The organism is Devosia sp. 1635, assembly GCF_013185955.1.
GTDB lineage: Bacteria > Pseudomonadota > Alphaproteobacteria > Rhizobiales > Devosiaceae > Devosia.
Genome location: NZ_JABAOM010000001.1, coordinates 761,381 through 780,559, shown reverse-complemented (window position 1 = coordinate 780,559; position 19,179 = coordinate 761,381). Strand labels below are relative to the sequence as shown.

The window sequence follows — 19,179 nt, the reverse complement described above, 5'->3', positions numbered from 1 at the left end:
TCAAACGACGGCGCTCAGCAGCGGCTCGCCGGCAAAATAGGCATCGAGGTTGGCCACCAGCAGCGCGCCCATCGCATCGCGCGTCTGATGAGTGGCACTGCCCTGATGGGGCGAGAGCACGACATTTTCGAGCTTCAGCAGCGCCTCGGGCACCTCAGGTTCGTTCTCGAACACATCCAGCGCTGCACCGCCCAGCTTGCCGTTCGACAGCAGCTCGATCGTGGCGGGCTCATCGATGAGGGTGCCGCGCGCGACATTGACCAGCATGCCCTTGGGGCCCAGCGCTTCGAGCACTTCGCGCGACACGATCCGGTTGGTGCCCTTGCCGCCCGGCGCAATGATCACCAGCCAGTCAATATCGCGGGCCATCTCCAGCAGGTCGGGATAGAACACATAGGGCTCTTTCTCCTGCCGCTTGCGGCCGTGATAGACCACCCGCATCTTCATCGCCTGCGCCCGGGTGGCAATCTCCTTGCCGATTCGCCCCAGCCCCAGGATGCCTACCGTCTTGCCGGTCAGTTCGGTGAACAGACCCATATTGCCCGCCGGCCATTTTCCGGCGCGCACGAACTGGTCCGCCTGCGGAATACGTCGCGCGAGGGCGATCATCATTCCGATTGTCAACTCGGCCACCGCGTCATTGAGCACATCGGGCGTATTGGTCACGCGCACTCCGGCCGCCTTGGCTGCCGCCAGATCGATATTGTCGGTGCCAACACCGAAGCCGGCGATGATTTCCAGATTGGGCAATTTGGCGATGAGGTCGGCATTTACATCGCTGCCGGCATGGGCGCGAATGCGGGGTCCAACCTCGTTCAGAAAGCGTTCAGGTTCCTGAACTTCGTGCAGTTTATGCACGGTAAACCGTTCAGCAAGCGCCGCTTCGCAGCTCGCCAGCAGCTTCTTGGTTTGCAGAATTTCGATGGTCATGGTCTCGCCCCCCGCTCTTAACCCAGGTGAGAAATAGACAAAGGTTCCCGCCGAGTCGACCAGATTTGGCGAAAATGGCCCCTTGCTCCCGCTGGACGGCGCGTCACAAATATGTAGCAATGTGAATAGGATGGGACCAAGCCCTTTACCCTCGGAGCGAGATGGCCGACACAGCGCCGTTTGACGAAATGAACAATGCGGACGGATCGATCCGCGAACCCTATCGCGTCCTCGCCGAGTGGCTGGCCGAGCAACCCGAACGAGCCCTGCCCCTGATGCAGTCGGACGCCGAAGCGATCTTCCGCAAGCTCGGCATCACCTTCGCCGTCTATGGTTCGAGTGAGGGCACGGAAAAGCTCATCCCCTTCGACGTTATTCCTCGCATCATCTCGGCGGCAGAATGGCGTCGACTGAGCAAGGGAATAGAGCAACGGGTACGAGCACTTAACGCCTTTCTTTACGACATCTATCATCGTCAGGAGATCATCAAGGCGGGCCGGGTACCGGAGCACCTGATCCTCCAGAACGCCGCTTTTTGCCCCGAAATGATGGGGCTTGAACCGGCGCAGGGCGTTTACGCCCACATTATCGGCGTCGATATCGTGCGGGTCGGCCCTAATGATTTCTATGTGCTTGAGGACAATCTACGGACGCCTTCCGGGGTGAGCTATATGCTCGAGGACCGCGAGGCCATGATGCAACTGGCCCCGGACCTCTTCCATCGCTACAAGGTCGCGCCGGTGGAAACCTATCCCGAAAACCTGCGCCGCACTCTCGAAAGCGTGGCGCCCGCAGGCGCTGGCAGTTCGCCCAATATCGTAGTGCTGACGCCGGGCATCTATAACTCGGCCTATTTCGAGCACTCGTTCCTGGCGGACCAGATGGGCGCCCAGCTGTGCGAGGGGCCAGACCTGTTTGTCGATGGCGGCAAGGTCTATATGCGCACCACAACGGGCCCGACGCGGGTAGACGTGATTTATCGGCGCATTGACGATGATTACGTGGATCCGCTGACCTTTCGCCCCGACTCCATGCTGGGTGTTCCGGGGCTGTTCAACGCCTATCGCGCTGGCAATGTAACGCTGGTCAACGCGCCCGGCACGGGCATCGCCGACGACAAAGCCGTCTACACCTATGTCCCTGATATCATTGAGTTCTATCTGGGCGAAAAGTCCCTGCTAAACAATGTGCCGACCTATAACTGCACCGATCGCGAGCAGCGGGAATGGGTGCTGGCCAATATAGGCGAACTCGTGGTCAAGGAAGTGCATGGCTCGGGCGGCTACGGCATGCTGGTTGGCCCTACGTCCACCAAGGCACAACAGGAAGAGTTCAAGGCCAAGATCCTGGCTAGACCGGACAATTACATCGTCCAACCCACGCTCGCCCTCTCCACCTGCCCTACCTACGTCAACAATGGCGTGGCGCCGCGCCATGTGGATTTGCGGCCCTATGTTCTGGTGGGTGACAAGGTGCGGATCACACCGGGCGGCTTGACCCGCGTGGCGCTCAAGGAGGGATCGCTCGTCGTCAATTCGAGCCAGGGTGGCGGCACCAAGGACACCTGGGTGCTGGAGGACTGATGCCATGACCATGCTGGGGCGCACAGCGCAAAACCTCTTCTGGATGAGTCGCTATGTGGAGCGGGCCGAGAACATCGCCCGCCTGCTGGAAGTTGGCTATCGCATGAGCCTTACCTCGCGGCGCGAAGGTGGCGCCAGCGAGCATCTGGTCTCGATGATGCAGGCCGCCGAAGTCGACGAAGCCTTCGCCGCCAAGCACGATCAGGCCGATGTCGACAGCGTCGCGCACTTCATGATGTTCGATCCGGACAACCCGTCATCCGTTCATTCATGTTTGCAAGCCGCCCGCACCAACGCCCGCTCCGTCCGCACCGCCATCACCAGCGACATGTGGCAGAGCCTCAACGCGGCCTGGCTCGAGTTCTCCCAGATCAAGCCCACCGATGTGCGCGGCGCCAAGCTGCTCGGCCTCTTGCAGTGGGTCAAGCAACGCAGCCACGAGTTCCGCGGCGCCATGCTCGGCACCATCTTGCGCGATGACGGTTTTGCGTTTTCGCAGGCGGGCAGTTTTGTCGAGCGGGCCGATAATACAGCGCGCATCCTCGACATGAAGTATTACGTGCTGCTGCCACGCGCAACGATGGTGGGGGGCGAGCTCGACATCCAGCAATGGACACTGATCCTGCGGGCAGCCTCGGCGCATCGCTCGTATCAGCACTTCTATCGGGACCGCTTCAAGGCCCACAACATCGCCGATTATCTGATCCTGCGCCCTGAAATGCCGCGGTCACTGGTCTATTGCGCACGATCAATGTCGGACACGCTGGACACGCTGGCGGATGTCTACGGGCAACGCATGATCTGCCACGAAGCGGCTGAACAGCTCTGTGCCATGGTGGAGGACACAACCATGGACACGATCTTCGCTCACGGCTTGCACGAGTTCCTCAACGAATTCATCGGCCGCAACAATCATGTCACCGAGTGCATGTCGGTCAGCTACAATTTCTACTGACACCCGGGATCGCTCGGCACAAAAGGCTTCCAGATGCGCATCGCCATCCATCATCGCTTGAGCATTACACCCCCGCCCGGCACCGTGCATGCGCTGATGCAATTGCTGCTCACGCCGCAATCAGGCGTCGGGCAGAAGGTCGAGAGCTGGACTGTGGACATGCCGGGCCTCGACAGTGCGGCACGGTTTACCGACGCCTATGGGAACATCATGCATCTGGTTAACCAAAGCCGCCCGGAAGGCGAGATCGTGGTCACGGTGGACGGCGTGGTTGAAACCGTTGACAAGCATGGTGTTCTGGGGCGCGTGGGGGGAGAACCGGTCCCAGGTCTTTTCAAGCGCAAAACGTCCTCAACGCAGGGCAGCGAAGAGATCTTCGGTCGCTTCAAAGGCAGCAGCAATAATCGACTGGAGGTGCTGCATGGCCTGATGGCGGCGGTCGGCGAAGCTCTTATTCCTCAAGAGGTGGAGGATGCGGCGGCTCCCCTGAACGGGGGCAACGAGGCGGCCCAGTCCATGTCCGCGGCAGGCGTGACGCAATCCATCGGTGGAGTGACGCAGTCGATAGGCGAGAGCCTGACCGAGGTGACTGAAAGTGAGGGAGCGTCAATCAAGTCATTGCCGCTGGCGAGCGAGTTTGCCCACCAATTTATCGGCGCGGCCCGAGCGCTCAACATTCCGGCGCGCTATGTCACCGGTTATCTTGCGGATGACGAGGGCGGAAGCACTGCGCTGCACGCCTGGGCGGAAGCTTTTGACGATCGGCTTGGCTGGATCGGCTTCGACCCCATGCTGCAACTGTGTCCCACAGAACAGCATGTGCGACTGGCTGCGGGGTTGGATGCCCACACGACCCAGCCCTTACGGGCAGTGCCACTGGGCGATGGCGTGCGGGTACTGGGCTTCTCGGTAGCGCCCGCTACCTAGGCCAGCGCTAAGGACCGAGGATCAACAACCAGGCCGAAATGGAAGCCGCCGAGGCAAGTGTTGCGATCAAAATCGTGTTCGCCGCGACGCTGGTGCCGCGATTGTAGTAGGTCGCGAACACGTAAACATTGACGCCGGGCGGCATAGCGGCCAGCAGAATGCCATATCGGGCAATCTCCATATCAACCCGCATCACCCAGACCATAAGCACATAGGCGATGGCGGGGTGCAGGACGAGCTTGATCAGCGAAGCCACAACGGCCTGCTTCCAATTGTCGGACAAGCGGTACTCGTTCAGGGCGCCGCCGATGCCGAACAAGGCGGCGGGCACCACCGCCTGGCTCATCATCAAGAAGAATGCATCGGCCGGCTCGATCAGTTGCAGCCCGGCAAAAGATCCGATCATCCCGCCGGCGATCCCCCAAATCAGTGGGTTGGAGAGGACCCGCTTGGCCGCTAGCAGCAGCGTTCTACCCAAGGAGCGACCATCCCGCTTGACCAGTTCCATGGTCACCATGCCGATGCTCAGCAAAATGGCCCCGTGCAGACCGATAATGGAGAGCGTGACCGGCAGCGAGTCCAGACCATAAGCGCGCTGCATGATGGGGAGCCCCACCAGGACCGTATTGGTGAAGGTGCCGGAAAAGCCAATCGAGACGCTTTCGCCGGGTGTGTTCGCAAAAAACTTTCGGGCGATGAATATGCCGACCACAAAGCAGATCAGCGCGCCCAGGTAAAACGGTCCGATAATCGCAAGGTTGAAGGCGGACCGAAAATCGCTGGTGAGAATGGAGTGGAACAGCAGGCAAGGGGTCGCAAAGTTGTTCACAAATGCGATCAGGCTTTTGATGCCTTCGGCGGGAAAAAGCCGGAAGCGCACGGCACAGTAGCCTAGCGCCATCAGCGCGAATATTGGCGCGATGACATTGAATATGGCGAGCATGGCCGGGCAACCTGGAAACTGGTCCCCTGCCCTAGACTGCCGTCGCGGTTGGGTCAATCCGAGGGAGTGAGACGGGCGGCTCCAAGACGCACATGAAGTTCATTTTCATGAGCGAACATAAGGCGTAGAAGCGGCGGGAATCTCCCGGGAGCCCAGCATGACCCAAACAGAGCAAGTCGATATTTTTGTGATCGGTGGAGGCGTCAACGGCACTTCCATTGCTCGTGATGCCGTCGGCCGCGGCTTTTCGGTGATGCTGGCCGAGATGAATGATCTAGCGTCCGGTACATCATCGGCCGCGACCAAGCTGGTCCATGGCGGGCTGCGTTATCTGGAGCACTATGAGTTTCGCCTCGTTGCCGAAGCCTTGGCCGAACGCGAAGTCCTTTGGGCGGCCGCACCGCACATCATCTGGCCGCTCCGGTTCGTCTTGCCCCACCACAAGGGGCTGAGGCCTAAGGTGGTGCTGCGCGCGGGTCTGGCGATGTATGACTATATGGGCGGACGCCGCCTGCTTCCCCCGACCAAGACGCTGGACCTAACCAAGGACGAAGCGGGCAAGCCGCTAAAACCGGGCTTCAAGACGGGCTTTGAGTATTCGGACTGCTGGGTGGACGACGCCCGTTTTGTCGTTCTCAACGCTCGGGACGCTGCGAACAAGGGTGCGACGGTCTACACCCGTACCAAGGTCACCAGCGCGCGCCGGGATAACGGGGGCTGGACGCTGACGCTGTCAGGGCCGGATGGCGAGCAGACGGTGCACGCCAAGTTTGTGGTCAATGCCGCTGGTCCCTGGGTGGACGAAGTGGTCGGCAATACGATGGGCAATAACGGCGCCCACAATGTGCGCCTTGTGAAGGGCAGCCACATCGTGGTGCGAAAGCTGTTCGACCATGATCGCTGCTACATCTTCCAGAACGCCGACGGACGCATCATTTTTGCCATTCCCTACGAGCAGGATTTCACTCTGATCGGCACCACCGACCAGGACTACACGGGCGATCCCAAGGACGTCGCTATTTCTGATAGCGAGATCGACTATCTCTGCCGGGCGGCCAGCGAGTACTTCGCGCTGCCTGTCCTTAAAGCCGATATCGTCTGGACCTATTCCGGGGTACGCCCATTGTTCGACGACGGCGCCAGCGCCGCCCAGGAAGCCACCCGGGATTACGTCCTCAAGCTCGATGGCGATCTGGCCAGCGGAGCGGCGTTGCACGTCTTTGGCGGCAAACTCACGACGTCCCGGCGCTTGGCCGAGTCGGCCATGGAAAAGATCGAAAGCGTGCTGGGCCAACGCGGCCCACGTTGGACCAAGGAATCTAAACTGCCCGGCGGTGAGTTCGAGCCGCTGCAGTTTGAATCGGAAGTGCGGCGCCTGGCTATGGACTATAGCCGCCTGCCCGCCACCATGATCCGGCGGTTGATGCGCCTTTACGGAACCAAGGCGCGGGTAATCCTTGGGGACAACAAGGAACTGCACGAACTGGGGACTCACTTCGGCGCTGACCTTTTCCAAAGCGAGGTGGATTATCTGATTGCCAATGAATGGGCTGTGAGTTCCGCCGATATCTTGTGGCGCCGCACCAAGCTGGGGCTGCATACCGGGGCTGAAGACAAGGCGCGCCTGGACGCTTATCTGGCACAACGGCGCTAAGGGGGAGAGCGGAATGACTGAGGGTTTTGTGCTGGCGATCGACCAGGGCACCACATCGAGCCGAGCCATCGTTTTTGATGCCAGCTGCCAGGTGCGGGGCGTCGGCCAGCAGGAATTTGCGCAAATCTTCCCCCAGGATGGCTGGGTCGAACATGATCCGGAGGCCATTTGGGAGAGCGTCCTTGCCACAGCACAGACGGCCATTGGGGCGGCCGGGATCGAGCCGGCGGCATTAGCTGGCATCGGCATCACCAACCAGCGTGAAACCGTGGTTTGCTGGGATCGCGATACCGGCAAACCCATCGCCAATGCCATTGTTTGGCAAGACAGGCGCACAGCACCGGTTTGTGCTCAACTGCGGCGAGACGGCGTCGAGGCGCTCGTAACCGAGCGAACCGGATTGCTGCTCGACCCGTATTTCTCTGGAACCAAGATTGGGTGGCTGCTTGACCATGTGCCTGGCGCCCGTGACCGCGCCGAATGTGGCGAAGTGCTGTTCGGTACTGTCGATAGCTTTCTGATCTGGCGGCTGACGGGCGGCCGAGTGCATGCCACCGACGCTACCAACGCGGCCCGTACGCTACTGTTTGACATTGTCGCCAATCGCTGGGACCCCGAACTGCTGGAGGTGTTCGGGGTTCCCGCAGCAATGCTGCCCGAGGTCAAGGACTGCGCCGACGACTTCGGGAGCACCGATGCGGCGCTGTTTGGCGCGGCTGTGCCGATCCTTGGCGTTGCCGGCGACCAGCATGCCGCGACGATCGGCCAGGCCTGCTTCAAGCCTGGGATGCTGAAATCGACTTATGGCACTGGCTGCTTTGCGCTGCTCAATACTGGCACCGAACTGGTACGGTCGCATAACCGGTTGCTGTCCACCCTTGCCTATCGGCTGGACGGCAAGACCACCTATGCGCTGGAGGGGTCGATCTTTGTGGCCGGTGCAGCCGTGCAGTGGATCCGGGACGGGCTGAAGCTTGTGAACAAGGCGAGCGAAACTGGCCCCCTGGCGCAGTCGGCAGATCCCAACCAGCATGTTTACATGGTGCCCGCATTCGTGGGCTTGGGCGCACCTTGGTGGGATGCCGAGGCGCGCGGCGCGATTTATGGCCTGACCCGCAATACCGGGCCAGCCGAGATCGCGCGGGCAGCACTGGAAGCGGTATGCTACCAGACGCGCGATTTGCTTGATGCGATGCGCAAGGATTGGAAAAGCACTGGCGGGGAGACCGTGCTGCGCGTGGATGGCGGCATGGTCGCGTCTGATTGGACCATGCAGTTCCTGGCGGATGTGCTCGACGCGCCGGTTGATCGGCCAACGATCCTTGAAACCACTGCATTGGGCGCCGCTTGGCTCGCTGGCTCGCGCGCCGGGGCTTGGCCCGACATGGAAGCCTTTGCTGCTGGCTGGTTATGTGACCAGAGGTTCGAGCCCGCAATGGACCCCTCAACGAGGGAGAGCAAGCTCAGCGGTTGGGGCGCAGCAGTGCGGCGCACGCTTAGCACAGCGGCTTAGGCCTGCGCGACTAGATGAGCCAAGCCTCGAATGAGCCGCCGGCGATCATGGCCCAATACAGCCGGCCCTTGTCGGTGCGCGCCACAGCCAAGCCGAACTCAGTGAATTTCGGGCTGAGCAAGGTGGACCGGTGCCCAGGCGAATTCATCCATCCCTGGATGGCGCTTTCGAGATTGGGATGGCCGCCGGCAACGTTCTCGCCCACTGCGCCGAGATAGCCAGCCTGGGTTACACGTTCGCGCAAGGTAACGCCCAGATCGTGGCTGAGCTTGTTCTTGGCTGCCATTAGCTGGGCTTGCGAACGGGCTGCCGTTTCAAGCCGCTGATTATAGCTCCAGGGCGGCGCGCCATTGGCTTTGCGCACCGCGTTGATGGCGGCAAGGATTTGATCGTCAGACAAGGTTTCGGGAGCGGTACCACCGCTGGCGGGAACAATTGGCGCGGTGGTGGCGCAGGCCGAAAGCAGCGCCGCGCCCGCAAGCACCAGCGCGCCGCGGCGGGTCAGGTTAGCCATGAAGAGAACCCTTGAGGTCACGCCTGATCATAGGCGCTGAGCAGATTGGGAAGGCAGGCGAGTTGGATCGTGATGGGCTTGCCATCCGCCAGGTTCAGGGAAGCCGACAAAGCTGCATGGGCCGCGGCCCAGCCCAAAACCCGTTTGCGGGGAAGATCGAGTCGCGCCTCGAAGGTGTCCAGCAATGCCAAAATGCGGCGCGGGTCGGCAACCAGCGCTTCGGCGCCGGAGGGGCTAACAAATGCGGGTGCTACTTCGTAAGCCGGATCACCGAAGAGGCCCACCGGATCGATGGCGAGCCATCCGCGCCCCGACGAGATGATGTTGTCGTAGTGCAGATCGCCGTGAAGCGGGAGTTGTGCACTGGGTTTGTCGAACAGCTTGAGCGCGATGCCGCTGGCACGGGCGTAGAGATCCCGGGCGGTGTGCGGCCAGACCCGCACATCGGTATCGAATAGCATCTGAAAGCGTTCGCGTAGCGAAAGTAAGTCCGGGGGAGACTGCGGACGCGGCCGATGAAGACTGGCGATCACGGTTGCAAGTGCGACAGTCGCCTCTTCGTCGTGGCCGCGCCGAACAGCGTCCCCCAGCGGAATGCCGTCCAGCCATTCCATGAACAGTGTGTCGCCATGCGAGTCAAACACGGTCGCGGCGCCCTCCCCGCCATACCAGGCCATCAGCGCCGCTCCGCGGCGCTCCGCATCTGGGGGGGCCGCCTTCAGGATCTTGAGCACCGCAAAGTTGCGTCCATTCTGATCAACGCGAAAAATCCAGCTGGTTGCTGTGTCGGCAAGCGGCTGCGAGCGGGTCAGGGACCAGCGGATCATGGCGCGGCTGAGCGCTGTTTCGACGGGCGACTGATTCATCATGGACGCATTAGAGCAGAACAATGGTCGTGATTCGAGCTCCCAGCGCTCTTTACGCCAAAACTTGATAAGCGCCCACCCGAAGCGGCCATCAGTTCAGGCGATAAGCATCCTTAGCTGCGGTGTAGCTCAAATGCTTGGCCAAGTCCTGCGCAGTCGCGGCCGAGAGCCGGTGCTCGCCCACCCAACGCCCAAGGAAGCCGCTGACTTCACGGCGCCAGACATCATGCCGGGCGGGGATCGAGAGCAGCGCACGCGTATCGTCATTGAAGCCGGCGAGATTGTAGAAGCCGGCCGTCTCCACCACCTGGTCAAGATAACGCCGGATACCCTGCGGGCTGTCGTGGAACCACCACGGCGGGCCGATCATCAGGCTGGGCCAATAGCCAGCCATGGGCGCCAGCTCCCGAGCATAGGTGGTTTCATCGAGCACGAACATGATGATGCGCAAGTTCGGCTCATTGCCGCAGCGGCCCAGGAGCGCCCGCATACCGGTGACATAATCGGTCGTGCCAGGAATGTCGGCGCCAAGATCGGTGCCACGCTCGGCCATCAGCAACGGATCGGTGTTGCGGCGCGAGCCGGCATGGATCTGCATGACCATGCCGTCTTCCACCGACAACAGCGCCATTTCCGTGAGCATCTGGGCACGGAACAGTTCGGCATCCACAGCATCGTGCCGCCCGGCCAAGACCTTGTCGAGCAAGGCCTGCTTTTCGACCATCGGAAGGTCAGCAGTGTTGGCGGTGGGAACCCCATGATCGGTCGCAACGGCGCCGAAGCGCCGGAAGAACTCTCGCCGGCTCCGGTGGGCATTGATGAGACCGCCCCAGGTCGTAATGTTTTCTCCGGTGACCTCCCCCAGACGCTGAAGATTGTCGGCGATGGCGGGGCGGCTGGCGTCGGTAACATCATCAGGGCGATAGGTGGTACGCACCCGCCCGATCAATCCCCGGTCAGCCAAACGGGCATGGTGCTGGAGCGGATCGAGGGCGAATTCGGTGGTCGCAATGGTCTCTACGTTGGCACGATCGAGAATCGCCAGCGGCAGCAAATCGGGATCACCCAAGCGCTTGTCGACGACGTCATAGATCGCATCAGCAGTGTCTGGCCCCAACTCCTCGTTGATGCCAAAGGTGAGCTGGAGCGAGTGATCGACCCAGGTCTTGGATGGAGTACCTGCGAACAAATAGTAGTTCGCGGCGAAGAGACGCCAGGCATCGCGCCCGGCCGTAACTGGCTTTCCGTCCTTGCGGGGCACGCCGAGATCGTCATAGCTCAGCCCACGGCTGCGCAGCATGCGCAACACGTAATGGTCTGGGGTGAGAAACAGCGCCGCCGGGTCCGAAAACCGATCATTGGCCGCAAACCATTCCGGGTCCGTGTGCCCATGGGGGCAGATCAGCGGCAAATCTTTGACAGCAGCATAAAGGTCCCGCGCGACGGACCGTGCTGGTTCGGCCACGGGGAAAAAGCGATCGGGATGAAGGTGCGGAGCATTGGTCATGATCAGGTTTTGCCATGATCCGGACCCAAGATCAACGACTACCATACAAGATCGGCCAGTGAGCGGATTAGATTAAAATTAACGGCGTTCCGGAAAGGCTTTTCCCCCTGCCGCCATGCTGGACTACGCTTGCGACGTGGGCGAAACGACTAAACAAAGGCCGCCCCGAGTTACTGGCGACTGCCACGCATTGTCTCAAGGGGTAAGCGATGACACAGGTTGAATTGCAGGGAACTGGCCACGACGTCCACGCATCCACCTCAGCTATTCGCCGGCTGCCCCGGGCTCATGCGATGGTCCTCGCTGCCGGGATGGCGGCCTTCGGTATAGTAGCCGTTGCGGCCGCGATGACCATGACCCTGTGACAGCCCAAGCTCACGCGACCTCGCCAAGACTTTCGCGTTCTTGCGGCGTGGTTTTGCGGAAGTGCTCTTCAATTGCTTCGATGCCGATCTCATCCAAGCAGTGCCGGATCGGTGCCCATAGGGCCCATTTCGGCTTGACTGCCCTCATCGTCAGCCGATCATCCACCAGGTCGAAAGTGACGTTGGCAGCCTTGGCCAGCGCAAGAAACTGCGCCACTGCCAAGGCGGTATCGCGCCGGTCATCACCGATCTGAGCTACAGTATTGTGCAACGCTTGATCCATTGCCGTACTCCACACATCCGTGCAGAAGCAACGGAACTCTGCGCAATTCGATGCAATTGCAAGCGGAACGTGGTTTACGATTCGTTACCGCGACAATTCTGTAGTTAATCCAAGAAGCCGGAGTTGTGCGGCCGGTGATCCTTGACCGGCATCAAAGCATCACTGTTCCGGCATCGGGCGCGAAAGCAAGCATACAAGATACCACTTAGATGGCGCTTCCCATATGTCGCAGGTGCGAGGCGCATGGTCGGGGCGACGCTTTGGCGGTGGCCATAGCCGCCTTCTCGCGCTATGGGAGCGCACCGCATAATGGAGAGCAATGATGAGCGACGAAGATCAGGATATTGAGCTTTCCGAGCAGAGCTGCGAATTCACCCAGGACGGGATCACCGTCCAGGTCGGCATCTACCGCCTCAAGGACAGCAATGATGGCTGGACCCTGGAAGTGGTGGACAATGACGACAATTCGCTGATCTGGGAAGACACCTTCCCCACCGAGCTGGACGCCTGGAACGAGTTCCAGCGTGCGCTTGAGGAAGAAGGCATCGCCCAGCTGATCGGCCCGCCCGACGAGGCCGTTCACTAAGCGAATGACCGCTGCGGCCATGACCTGCCAGTACGACCCAGACCCATACGCCGAGCTCGACTACCGAGCCGACGCCGATGAACTCTCGGAAGAGAGAAAGCCAACGCGCGTGCGTATGCATCCGAGGCGGGCCCTTAACGGTCCGCCCCGGCGGCACCATCGCACATTGTAGCGGCGACGGTGCTTGCGGGGCTTTCCTCCGCGATAGGATCGCGCAGTTTGAAGGCGTCGCGCAGCGCCGCGCCTGATGCGGTGTTGTCAAAGATGCACCAGCCCGGACCACTCCCCGCCCTCAGCAGTGCGGCGAAAAGCTCAATGGCTGCAGGGTCGTACTCTGAATAGTAGATTTTCGGCGAACCGTGCAGCCGCAGGTAGGTTGCGCCGTCGGCAAGCGCCGCCGCGCGCAAGCCTTCTTGCTGTGGATCGGCATAGACGCGGGCGATCTTGAATGCCTGCAGCAGTTCGGAAGCTTCCGCGTTGGCCCAGGTGGCGTGGCGGGGCTCCAGATAAACAGGCACCGGGCTGCGCGCCTGGAGGGCGGAGAAGAATGCCGATGCGGACTCGGGCTGAAATGCCAGCTTGGGCGGGAGTTGTACGAGGATTGCCGCGAGCTTGCTGCCGAGCGGAGCGATGTCGGCGAAGAACTCATCGAGGTCAGTTTCGGGGTTGATGAGCTGACTTTGGTGAGTGATGGTCTTGGGCAGCTTGACGGAGAATTTGAAGTTTTGCGGGACTGAATCGTGCCAGCGCTGCCAGGTGGATGGGCGGTGACGGCGGTGAAAGCTGGAATTTACCTCGGTCGCGGAGAATACGGCGGCGTAGCGCTCCAGGGCGGTTCCTTCCCCCTGGAACTCGGAAAAGTCCCGATTTAAACTCCATCCTGCCGTACCGATGAACGCATTATGAACCACTGCAAAGCCTTTATGAATGGGCCAAAATCCAACTCCCATGGCGTCGAGCTGTTCCCGCCGGAAGTGGCCAGTTGCATCACCTGCTGTGTCGAGGGAACGCATTTGATCGTGCGACGCTCTCAAGACGTTTGGACATCGGCGGCAAATGGGTAGATGAGAGAGACGATTGATGCGAAGGTGCGGGCAGACATGATCGAAACCGAAAGCCAGGTCACGACACCCGGCAGTGACCACTATCAGCTGCTGGTGAGCAGCATCGTGGACTATGCCATTTACATGCTGGATCGTAACGGCACGGTGGTGAGCTGGAATGCCGGCGCGCAGCGCTTCAAGGGCTACGAAGCTTCCGAGATCATCGGGCACCATTTCTCGAGATTCTATACCGAAGAAGACAAGGCAACGGATCTGCCCGCGCGAGCCCTGCGCACTGCAGCCGAAGAGGGCAAGTTCGAGCAGGAAGGGTGGCGCGTTCGCAAGGACGGCACCCGCATGTGGGCGCATGTGGTGATCGACCCGATCCGCAGCCCGACGGGCGAGCTGATCGGGTTTGCCAAAGTCACCCGGGATCTATCGGAACGAAAAGCGGCGGAAACGGCCCTGCGCGAAAGCGAAGAACAGTTTCGCCTGCTGGTGCAGAGCGTCACGGACTATGCGCTGTACCAGCTCTCGCCCGAGGGCACGGTCAGCAGCTGGAATGCCGGGGCCCAGCGCATCAAGGGCTACAGCGCCGAGGAGATCATCGGCCAGCACTTCAGCCGCTTCTACACGCCCGAAGACCAGGAAATCGAGCTGCCCAGGATCGCGCTCGAAACCGCCACGCGCGAGGGGCGGTTCGAGAAGGAAGGCTGGCGCGTCCGCAAGGATGGCAGCCGCTTCTGGGCGCATGTGGTGATCGACCCCATCCGCAATCAGGCCGGCAACATTGTCGGCTTTGCCAAGGTCACCCGCGACAATACCGAACGACGCGAAGCGCAACGGGCACTCGATGAGGCGCGCGAGGCGTTCTTTCAGTCGCAAAAGTCCGAAGCGCTGGGCCAGCTTACCGGCGGCGTGGCGCATGACTTCAACAATCTGCTGATGGTGATCCAGAGCAGCCTCGAGCTCGCGCAAAAGCGGCTGCCCGACGATCCCAAGCTGCGCCGGCTGATTGGCAATGCGCTGCAGGGCGCGCAGCGCGGCGCGTCACTGACGCAGCGCATGCTGGCTTTTGCCCGCAAGCAGGAACTCAATCCCGAGTCCGTCGACGTTCCCCAACTGGTGCGCGGTATTCTGGACCTGCTGGAGCGTTCGCTTGGCCCTTCCCTGGACCTCGTGACCGAATTTGCCGCGACCTTGCGACCGGCCCGTGCAGATGCCAACCAGCTCGAGCTGGCCATCCTCAACCTCGTGGTCAATGCGCGGGACGCGATGCCCGGCGGCGGCATTATCCGGATCTCGGCCAAATCGATCGATGTCGTCGGAGCCGGCAAGCCGATGCCGCCCGGCCGCTATGTGCGGATCACCGTGGAAGACAGTGGCGAGGGCATGGATGCGGCGACATTGGCCCGCGCAACCGAGCCGTTCTTTACCACCAAGGGCGTGGGGAAAGGCACCGGGCTCGGCCTGTCCATGGTCAAGGGCATGGTCGAACAATCCGGCGGAAGGTTAGTGATCACCAGCGAAAAAGGCACGGGTACCACGGCGCAGATCTGGCTGCCCGAAGCTGCAGCAGAAACGACGCTCGACACCGCCACTGCCGATGAACAGCAAACACACCAGAACGAGCCGGCCAAAAAACCAGTCGTACTGGTGGTGGACGATGATGCACTGGTGCTGGGCAATGTCGCAGATATGCTTGAGGACCTCGGCTATAGCCCGATATTGGCGGGCTCGGGCGCCGAGGCGCTCAAGGTGCTGGCGACCGGTGAGCCGATCGACATGATGCTGACCGATTATGCCATGCCCAATATGACGGGCTTGCAACTGGTGAGGGAAGCCCGTTCGCGACGGCCGGACTTGCCGGTGGTTCTTGCCAGCGGCTTTGTGGACCTAGCCGGCGAGGAAAGCATCGAGCTGCCCCGGCTCGCCAAGCCGTTCCGCCAAACCGAACTGGCCAAGGCTGTGTCAGCGGTTATCGAGGCGAGCTGACGAAAGGCTGCCGGCGGGCGCGAAGCCTGCCAGCTGGTGAGCAAAGCGGCACTGAAGTGCTCCTGCCGCCCTCACCCGCGCCTAGAGCTGCGTGTCGACCCAGACTTCCACCGACATACCCGGCCGGAGCTGAGTGACCAGTTCGGGCTCGGCATCGAGTTCGATGCGCACCGGAATACGCTGGGCGATCTTGGTGAAGTTCCCCGTGGCGTTATCGGGCTTGATGACGCTGAACTCCGAGCCGGTCGCCGGCGAGATTTCCGAGATATGGCCCTTGACCTGTTGGTGATTGAGCGCGTCGACGGAAAAGGTGACCTCCTGCCCGATATGGACGCTGGCGAGCTGCGTTTCCTTGAAATTGGCCACGACCCAACGATCGGGCGGGGTGACGGAGGTTAGCTGGCTGCCGGTGGATACATACTGGCCCACGCGCGCCGTCACTTCCCCGAGCACACCATCGACAGGCGCGATGATGCTCGTATTGGCCAGATTGATCTTGGCCAGTTCCACCGCAGCTTCAGCGGAGTGAACCGCCCCCTGCAATGCGGGTACGCTCCCCTCGACCAGCGACAGGTTCTGTTCGGCCACGCTGATATTGGCCTGGGCCTGGGCAACGCTGGATTGCGCTTGCAGCAATGCGGCGCGGACCTGGTCGTTGCTCGATTGCGGCGACAGGCCCGAAGCCAACAACGACTCGCTGCGCGCGGCATCGGCCTGGGCGCGCTCAAGCGAAGCCTCTGCCGCTTCGAGCTGGGCGTTGGCATAGTCGAGGCTCGCCTGCTTGGATGCCCGGTTCTGCTCATAGTTGTCGAGGGCGTTGCGCTGCTGGGCCAAGGCCCCTTCGGCCTGCGCCAATTGCTGCTGATAGATGCGGTCATCGAGCTTGATCAGCAGATCGCCCTTCGTAACCTGCTGGTAGTCGCTGACCGGCACTTGCGTGACATAGCCGGCAAGCTGAGGCGCGATCATGGTCACTCGGCCACGCACAAAGGCATTGTTGGTGGACTGGATCGTGGAGGTGAAAGGCGGCAGCTGCCAGGCATAGAGCACGACGCCAACGCCGATGAGGCCGATCAGCAAGGCAGCCCAGGTGCCCTTGGATTTAAGCAGTTTGAGGAAAGGCATAGTCAATTCTCCAGAGAGGCAATCAGGCCGGGCTGGCGGCGCTGGCAGTTTTGGCGGCGTTGAGGGCGGCGAGCTTGGTGAGGCTCATGTGAATGACCAGCGCGGCAGTGGATGCCAGCGCCCCGTAGAAGACCACGAGGAAGAGGTCGTTATAGGCGAGCACCCAGGATTGCTGGGTAAGCGACTGGGTCAACAGGTTCAGCCCTTGCGTGCTGAGCTGGGTGGGATCGGTCAGGACGCGCGCATAAGCGCCGCCATAGGCCTGGATGCGCTGGGCCACGAGTGGATCAAGCAGGGTGATCCCTTGCGACAGCATGTTGGAATGAAACTGCTCGCGCAGGGCGACGAAGGTGGTGAAGATGGCGCTGCCCAACAAGCCACCCAGGCTTTGCGTGGTGAGAAACACGGCAAGGAACGACAGAATATATTGCGGGCCTCGCGCCAGCGCCTTCATGAAGCCATTGAGCATGGCTGGCGGCAGGAACAAGCCACCAGCGGCGCCAATCAGCGCCTGGCTGAGATAGAATTGCTCGGGCCGGCTGAGCGTGGTGCTGTGCGCATCCATCCAGCTGCCAGCCGCAATCAGGACCAGCGCCACGAGGTGGATGATCTCGGTGCGCTGCGGCTTGATCACTGCGCTAAGGACAGCGGTGGCAATGAAGGTCACGACCCCGATGACGCCGAAGAGTGGGATCAGTTGATCGTTCTGCAGATTAAGCACGGTGAAGAGGCCAAACACCCCCACCGACTGCTCTGACAGCAGCAGGCGGAACACGACGAGGGCCCCGGCAAAGATCAGCATGTCGCGACCCGTGAGCCAGCGCAGGTCGATAATCGGGTTGCTGCGATGCAGCTCGACCATGCAGAACAGCGCCATGGAGGCAATGCCGAGGGCCAGGAGTTCGCCGATCCAGGGGGTTTCGAACCACCAGAAGGCCCGACCCATGCCGAGCACGATGGCAAGGCAAGCAAAGCCGACCGTCATCAGCGGAAAGCTAAGGATATCGGCACGATCAAAGACCTTCATGCGCGGCGGGGCGGTCAAGGGCACGAGGAACACAATCGCGAGCGAGACCAGCGCCATGCCCACTTCAACGGCGTAAAGGCCCACCCAATCGCCCATCTGCAGCAGATCGGGCGAGATGACCCGGGCCAAGGGCAAGGCGAGGGTTGAGCCGAGCATGCCAAAGCAGATGCCAATGCTCATCTTCTTTTGCGGGGGAAGCCATTCCAGCATGTAGTAAAAACCGAGCGTGCTGAGCGGGGCCGCGGCCACGCCCATGATGGCGCGCACGACAATGGCCGAGTGCAGATCATGGGCAAACAGGTGGGCGATGACCACCACCACATAGGCAGCGATCCCCAACTCGGCGAAGCGCCGCAGCCCGAACTGGGTGCGCGCCTTGAAGAGGAGAATAGTGCCCGCAAGATTGGTGGCGAAATAAGCGGCGGCGAGCCAGCCCATCTCGGTTTGGGTGGCCCCAAACGAGGCCTGCAAGCCCGGTAGATTGGCGGTGATGAGATTGAGCCCCAAGCCCTGAGTCAGCCCGAGGATCAGCGAGCTCAGGATATAAACCAGGTTCATGATCGGCGATTTGGGCACGAAGGGCGGCATGGCGGGCATGCCCGAGGCTGGCGCCGCCGCTGGCGGCGCGCTTGGCTGCGCCACCGGTTCAGCCTGGGTGTCCGTTGTTGCTGCGGACGCGAGGGCGGCCTGCTGTTCGGGCGGAGTCGAGTTCTCGGCGGCGCGATCCTCAACGGGATCAGCGACCGGTATTACCGTGCTGCGCGTGCTCATGACGGGGCGTGCTCCCGATCCTTGGTGAGAGAACCGGCAATGTCCGACTTCATCCTTTGCAGCCCGTCGAGGAGCTGAAGCAGGACGCGATTGGCGATCTCGGCTTCGGCGGGATCAAGCTGGGACATCAGGTGATCATTGAGACAGGAAACGATAGCCGAGACCTTTTTGGCCACAGCACGGCCTTGCGGCGTCAAAACGATCATGCGGGCGCGGCGATCGTCCGGGCTGGGCACGCGATGGGTATAGCCAAGGCTCTCCAGCCCATCGAGGATGCGCACGGCGGTGGGATGCTCAACGCGCAAATGTTCGGTTACGGCGGCCTGGCTGACGCCTTCCGTGCTGGGCAGCAACAGCAGCAGAACGCGCGCGCGCGCCGTGGTCAGGTTGAGATCCTTAAGATGGACATCAAAGCCCACGCTCAGTTCCCGCCCAGCTTTGGCGACATTGCGAAGCAGTTCGGATGTCTCGGCCATGTTCGTGCTCACCTACAGTGTAGGGACCTACATATGTGCTGCGGCGGTGGAGCGCCACAAGAGCGGACGCATAACAGACCTGCATTTTTTCACAGGAACAATGCGCCAGGGACTCA

General features: G+C 61.4%; 17 protein-coding genes. 7 read left to right on the top strand and 10 right to left on the bottom strand.

The window, feature by feature from the left end; all coding sequences use genetic code 11:
• The gene (locus HRU92_RS03850) at nt 1–930 is read right to left on the bottom strand and encodes a 2-hydroxyacid dehydrogenase (RefSeq protein ID WP_173087601.1); all 930 of its coding nucleotides are present in this window, start codon (nt 928–930) and stop codon (nt 1–3) included.
• Between the two features lie 161 nt (nt 931–1,091).
• Here HRU92_RS03850 and HRU92_RS03845 point away from each other — a divergent pair, with 161 nt between their 5' ends.
• Genes HRU92_RS03845 through HRU92_RS03835 form a run of 3 tightly spaced genes read left to right on the top strand, consistent with a single transcriptional unit; the run spans nt 1,092 to nt 4,395 of the window.
• Nucleotides 1,092–2,513 (top strand): circularly permuted type 2 ATP-grasp protein, encoded by a 1,422-nt coding sequence (locus HRU92_RS03845; protein WP_172123073.1) that lies wholly within the window; start codon nt 1,092–1,094, stop codon nt 2,511–2,513.
• Between the two features lie 4 nt (nt 2,514–2,517).
• A complete protein-coding gene (locus HRU92_RS03840) occupies nt 2,518–3,468 on the top strand; it encodes an alpha-E domain-containing protein (protein WP_248306950.1) in 951 nt (316 codons plus the stop codon).
• A gap of 33 nt (nt 3,469–3,501) precedes the next feature.
• A complete protein-coding gene (locus HRU92_RS03835) occupies nt 3,502–4,395 on the top strand; it encodes a transglutaminase family protein (protein ID WP_172123072.1) in 894 nt (297 codons plus the stop codon).
• A gap of 7 nt (nt 4,396–4,402) precedes the next feature.
• On the opposite strand, the gene HRU92_RS03830 is transcribed toward HRU92_RS03835, so the two are convergent.
• Nucleotides 4,403–5,338: an AEC family transporter gene (locus HRU92_RS03830; protein WP_172123071.1), complete on the bottom strand. Its 936-nt coding sequence runs from the start codon at nt 5,336–5,338 to the stop codon at nt 4,403–4,405.
• Nucleotides 5,339–5,495: 157 nt separating this feature from the next.
• On the opposite strand from HRU92_RS03830, the gene glpD reads away from it, so the two are divergent.
• Both glpD and glpK read left to right on the top strand, forming a co-directional pair.
• Entirely contained in the window at nt 5,496–6,992 is a 1,497-nt protein-coding gene (gene glpD / locus HRU92_RS03825; protein ID WP_172123070.1) for a glycerol-3-phosphate dehydrogenase, read from the top strand.
• A gap of 13 nt (nt 6,993–7,005) precedes the next feature.
• A complete protein-coding gene (glpK, locus tag HRU92_RS03820) occupies nt 7,006–8,505 on the top strand; it encodes a glycerol kinase GlpK (RefSeq protein ID WP_172123069.1) in 1,500 nt (499 codons plus the stop codon).
• 10 nt (nt 8,506–8,515) lie between these two features.
• Here glpK and HRU92_RS03815 read toward each other — a convergent pair whose 3' ends face one another.
• The 4 genes from HRU92_RS03815 to HRU92_RS03800 form a co-directional block, all read right to left on the bottom strand.
• Nucleotides 8,516–9,019: a CAP domain-containing protein gene (locus HRU92_RS03815; RefSeq protein WP_172123068.1), complete on the bottom strand. Its 504-nt coding sequence runs from the start codon at nt 9,017–9,019 to the stop codon at nt 8,516–8,518.
• 17 nt (nt 9,020–9,036) lie between these two features.
• Nucleotides 9,037–9,885: an aminoglycoside phosphotransferase family protein gene (locus tag HRU92_RS03810; RefSeq protein WP_173087599.1), complete on the bottom strand. Its 849-nt coding sequence runs from the start codon at nt 9,883–9,885 to the stop codon at nt 9,037–9,039.
• Nucleotides 9,886–9,976: 91 nt separating this feature from the next.
• On the bottom strand, nt 9,977–11,392 hold the full coding sequence (gene uxaC, locus HRU92_RS03805; protein WP_173087597.1) for a glucuronate isomerase: 1,416 nt from the start codon (nt 11,390–11,392) through the stop codon (nt 9,977–9,979).
• Nucleotides 11,393–11,767: 375 nt separating this feature from the next.
• Nucleotides 11,768–12,040, bottom strand: a complete 273-nt coding sequence (locus HRU92_RS03800; RefSeq protein WP_172123065.1) for a hypothetical protein — start codon at nt 12,038–12,040, stop codon at nt 11,768–11,770.
• 322 nt (nt 12,041–12,362) lie between these two features.
• Between HRU92_RS03800 and HRU92_RS03795 the strand changes: the two genes are divergently transcribed.
• Nucleotides 12,363–12,626 (top strand): hypothetical protein, encoded by a 264-nt coding sequence (locus HRU92_RS03795; RefSeq protein WP_172124931.1) that lies wholly within the window; start codon nt 12,363–12,365, stop codon nt 12,624–12,626.
• 134 nt (nt 12,627–12,760) lie between these two features.
• Here HRU92_RS03795 and HRU92_RS03790 read toward each other — a convergent pair whose 3' ends face one another.
• The gene (locus HRU92_RS03790; protein WP_210258532.1) at nt 12,761–13,639 is read right to left on the bottom strand and encodes a DUF72 domain-containing protein; all 879 of its coding nucleotides are present in this window, start codon (nt 13,637–13,639) and stop codon (nt 12,761–12,763) included.
• A gap of 87 nt (nt 13,640–13,726) precedes the next feature.
• Between HRU92_RS03790 and HRU92_RS03785 the strand changes: the two genes are divergently transcribed.
• On the top strand, nt 13,727–15,664 hold the full coding sequence (locus HRU92_RS03785) for a PAS domain-containing sensor histidine kinase (RefSeq protein ID WP_172123064.1): 1,938 nt from the start codon (nt 13,727–13,729) through the stop codon (nt 15,662–15,664).
• A gap of 81 nt (nt 15,665–15,745) precedes the next feature.
• On the opposite strand, the gene HRU92_RS03780 is transcribed toward HRU92_RS03785, so the two are convergent.
• From HRU92_RS03780 to HRU92_RS03770, 3 genes are read right to left on the bottom strand one after another with little or no spacing between them, the layout of a single operon-like run.
• Nucleotides 15,746–16,789 carry an HlyD family secretion protein gene (locus tag HRU92_RS03780; protein ID WP_172123063.1) on the bottom strand — a complete coding sequence of 348 codons (1,044 nt, stop codon included), beginning with the start codon at nt 16,787–16,789 and terminating at the stop codon, nt 15,746–15,748.
• 22 nt (nt 16,790–16,811) lie between these two features.
• Nucleotides 16,812–18,587: an MFS transporter gene (locus HRU92_RS03775; protein ID WP_248306949.1), complete on the bottom strand. Its 1,776-nt coding sequence runs from the start codon at nt 18,585–18,587 to the stop codon at nt 16,812–16,814.
• The gene (locus HRU92_RS03770) at nt 18,584–19,063 is read right to left on the bottom strand and encodes a MarR family transcriptional regulator (protein ID WP_172123062.1); all 480 of its coding nucleotides are present in this window, start codon (nt 19,061–19,063) and stop codon (nt 18,584–18,586) included. Before HRU92_RS03770 ends, HRU92_RS03775 begins: the two co-directional genes overlap by 4 nt.
• Nucleotides 19,064–19,179: the final 116 nt, after the last annotated feature.

Excerpts from the sequence above, each read along its gene's own strand:
- HRU92_RS03775 (WP_248306949.1), bottom strand. The coding sequence starts at position 18,587 with ATGAGCACGCGCAGCACGGTAATACCGGTCGCTGATCCCGTTGAGGAT.
- HRU92_RS03770 (WP_172123062.1), bottom strand. The coding sequence starts at position 19,063 with ATGGCCGAGACATCCGAACTGCTTCGCAATGTCGCCAAAGCTGGGCGG.
- HRU92_RS03810 (WP_173087599.1), bottom strand. The coding sequence starts at position 9,885 with ATGAATCAGTCGCCCGTCGAAACAGCGCTCAGCCGCGCCATGATCCGC.
- HRU92_RS03835 (WP_172123072.1), top strand. The coding sequence starts at position 3,502 with ATGCGCATCGCCATCCATCATCGCTTGAGCATTACACCCCCGCCCGGC.
- HRU92_RS03790 (WP_210258532.1), bottom strand. The coding sequence starts at position 13,639 with ATGCGTTCCCTCGACACAGCAGGTGATGCAACTGGCCACTTCCGGCGG.
- HRU92_RS03815 (WP_172123068.1), bottom strand. The coding sequence starts at position 9,019 with ATGGCTAACCTGACCCGCCGCGGCGCGCTGGTGCTTGCGGGCGCGGCG.
- HRU92_RS03840 (WP_248306950.1), top strand. The coding sequence starts at position 2,518 with ATGACCATGCTGGGGCGCACAGCGCAAAACCTCTTCTGGATGAGTCGC.
- HRU92_RS03850 (WP_173087601.1), bottom strand. The coding sequence starts at position 930 with ATGACCATCGAAATTCTGCAAACCAAGAAGCTGCTGGCGAGCTGCGAA.
- HRU92_RS03830 (WP_172123071.1), bottom strand. The coding sequence starts at position 5,338 with ATGCTCGCCATATTCAATGTCATCGCGCCAATATTCGCGCTGATGGCG.
- HRU92_RS03800 (WP_172123065.1), bottom strand. The coding sequence starts at position 12,040 with ATGGATCAAGCGTTGCACAATACTGTAGCTCAGATCGGTGATGACCGG.
- HRU92_RS03785 (WP_172123064.1), top strand. The coding sequence starts at position 13,727 with ATGATCGAAACCGAAAGCCAGGTCACGACACCCGGCAGTGACCACTAT.
- glpD (WP_172123070.1), top strand. The coding sequence starts at position 5,496 with ATGACCCAAACAGAGCAAGTCGATATTTTTGTGATCGGTGGAGGCGTC.
- uxaC (WP_173087597.1), bottom strand. The coding sequence starts at position 11,392 with ATGACCAATGCTCCGCACCTTCATCCCGATCGCTTTTTCCCCGTGGCC.
- HRU92_RS03780 (WP_172123063.1), bottom strand. The coding sequence starts at position 16,789 with ATGCCTTTCCTCAAACTGCTTAAATCCAAGGGCACCTGGGCTGCCTTG.
- glpK (WP_172123069.1), top strand. The coding sequence starts at position 7,006 with ATGACTGAGGGTTTTGTGCTGGCGATCGACCAGGGCACCACATCGAGC.
- HRU92_RS03795 (WP_172124931.1), top strand. The coding sequence starts at position 12,363 with ATGAGCGACGAAGATCAGGATATTGAGCTTTCCGAGCAGAGCTGCGAA.
- HRU92_RS03845 (WP_172123073.1), top strand. The coding sequence starts at position 1,092 with ATGGCCGACACAGCGCCGTTTGACGAAATGAACAATGCGGACGGATCG.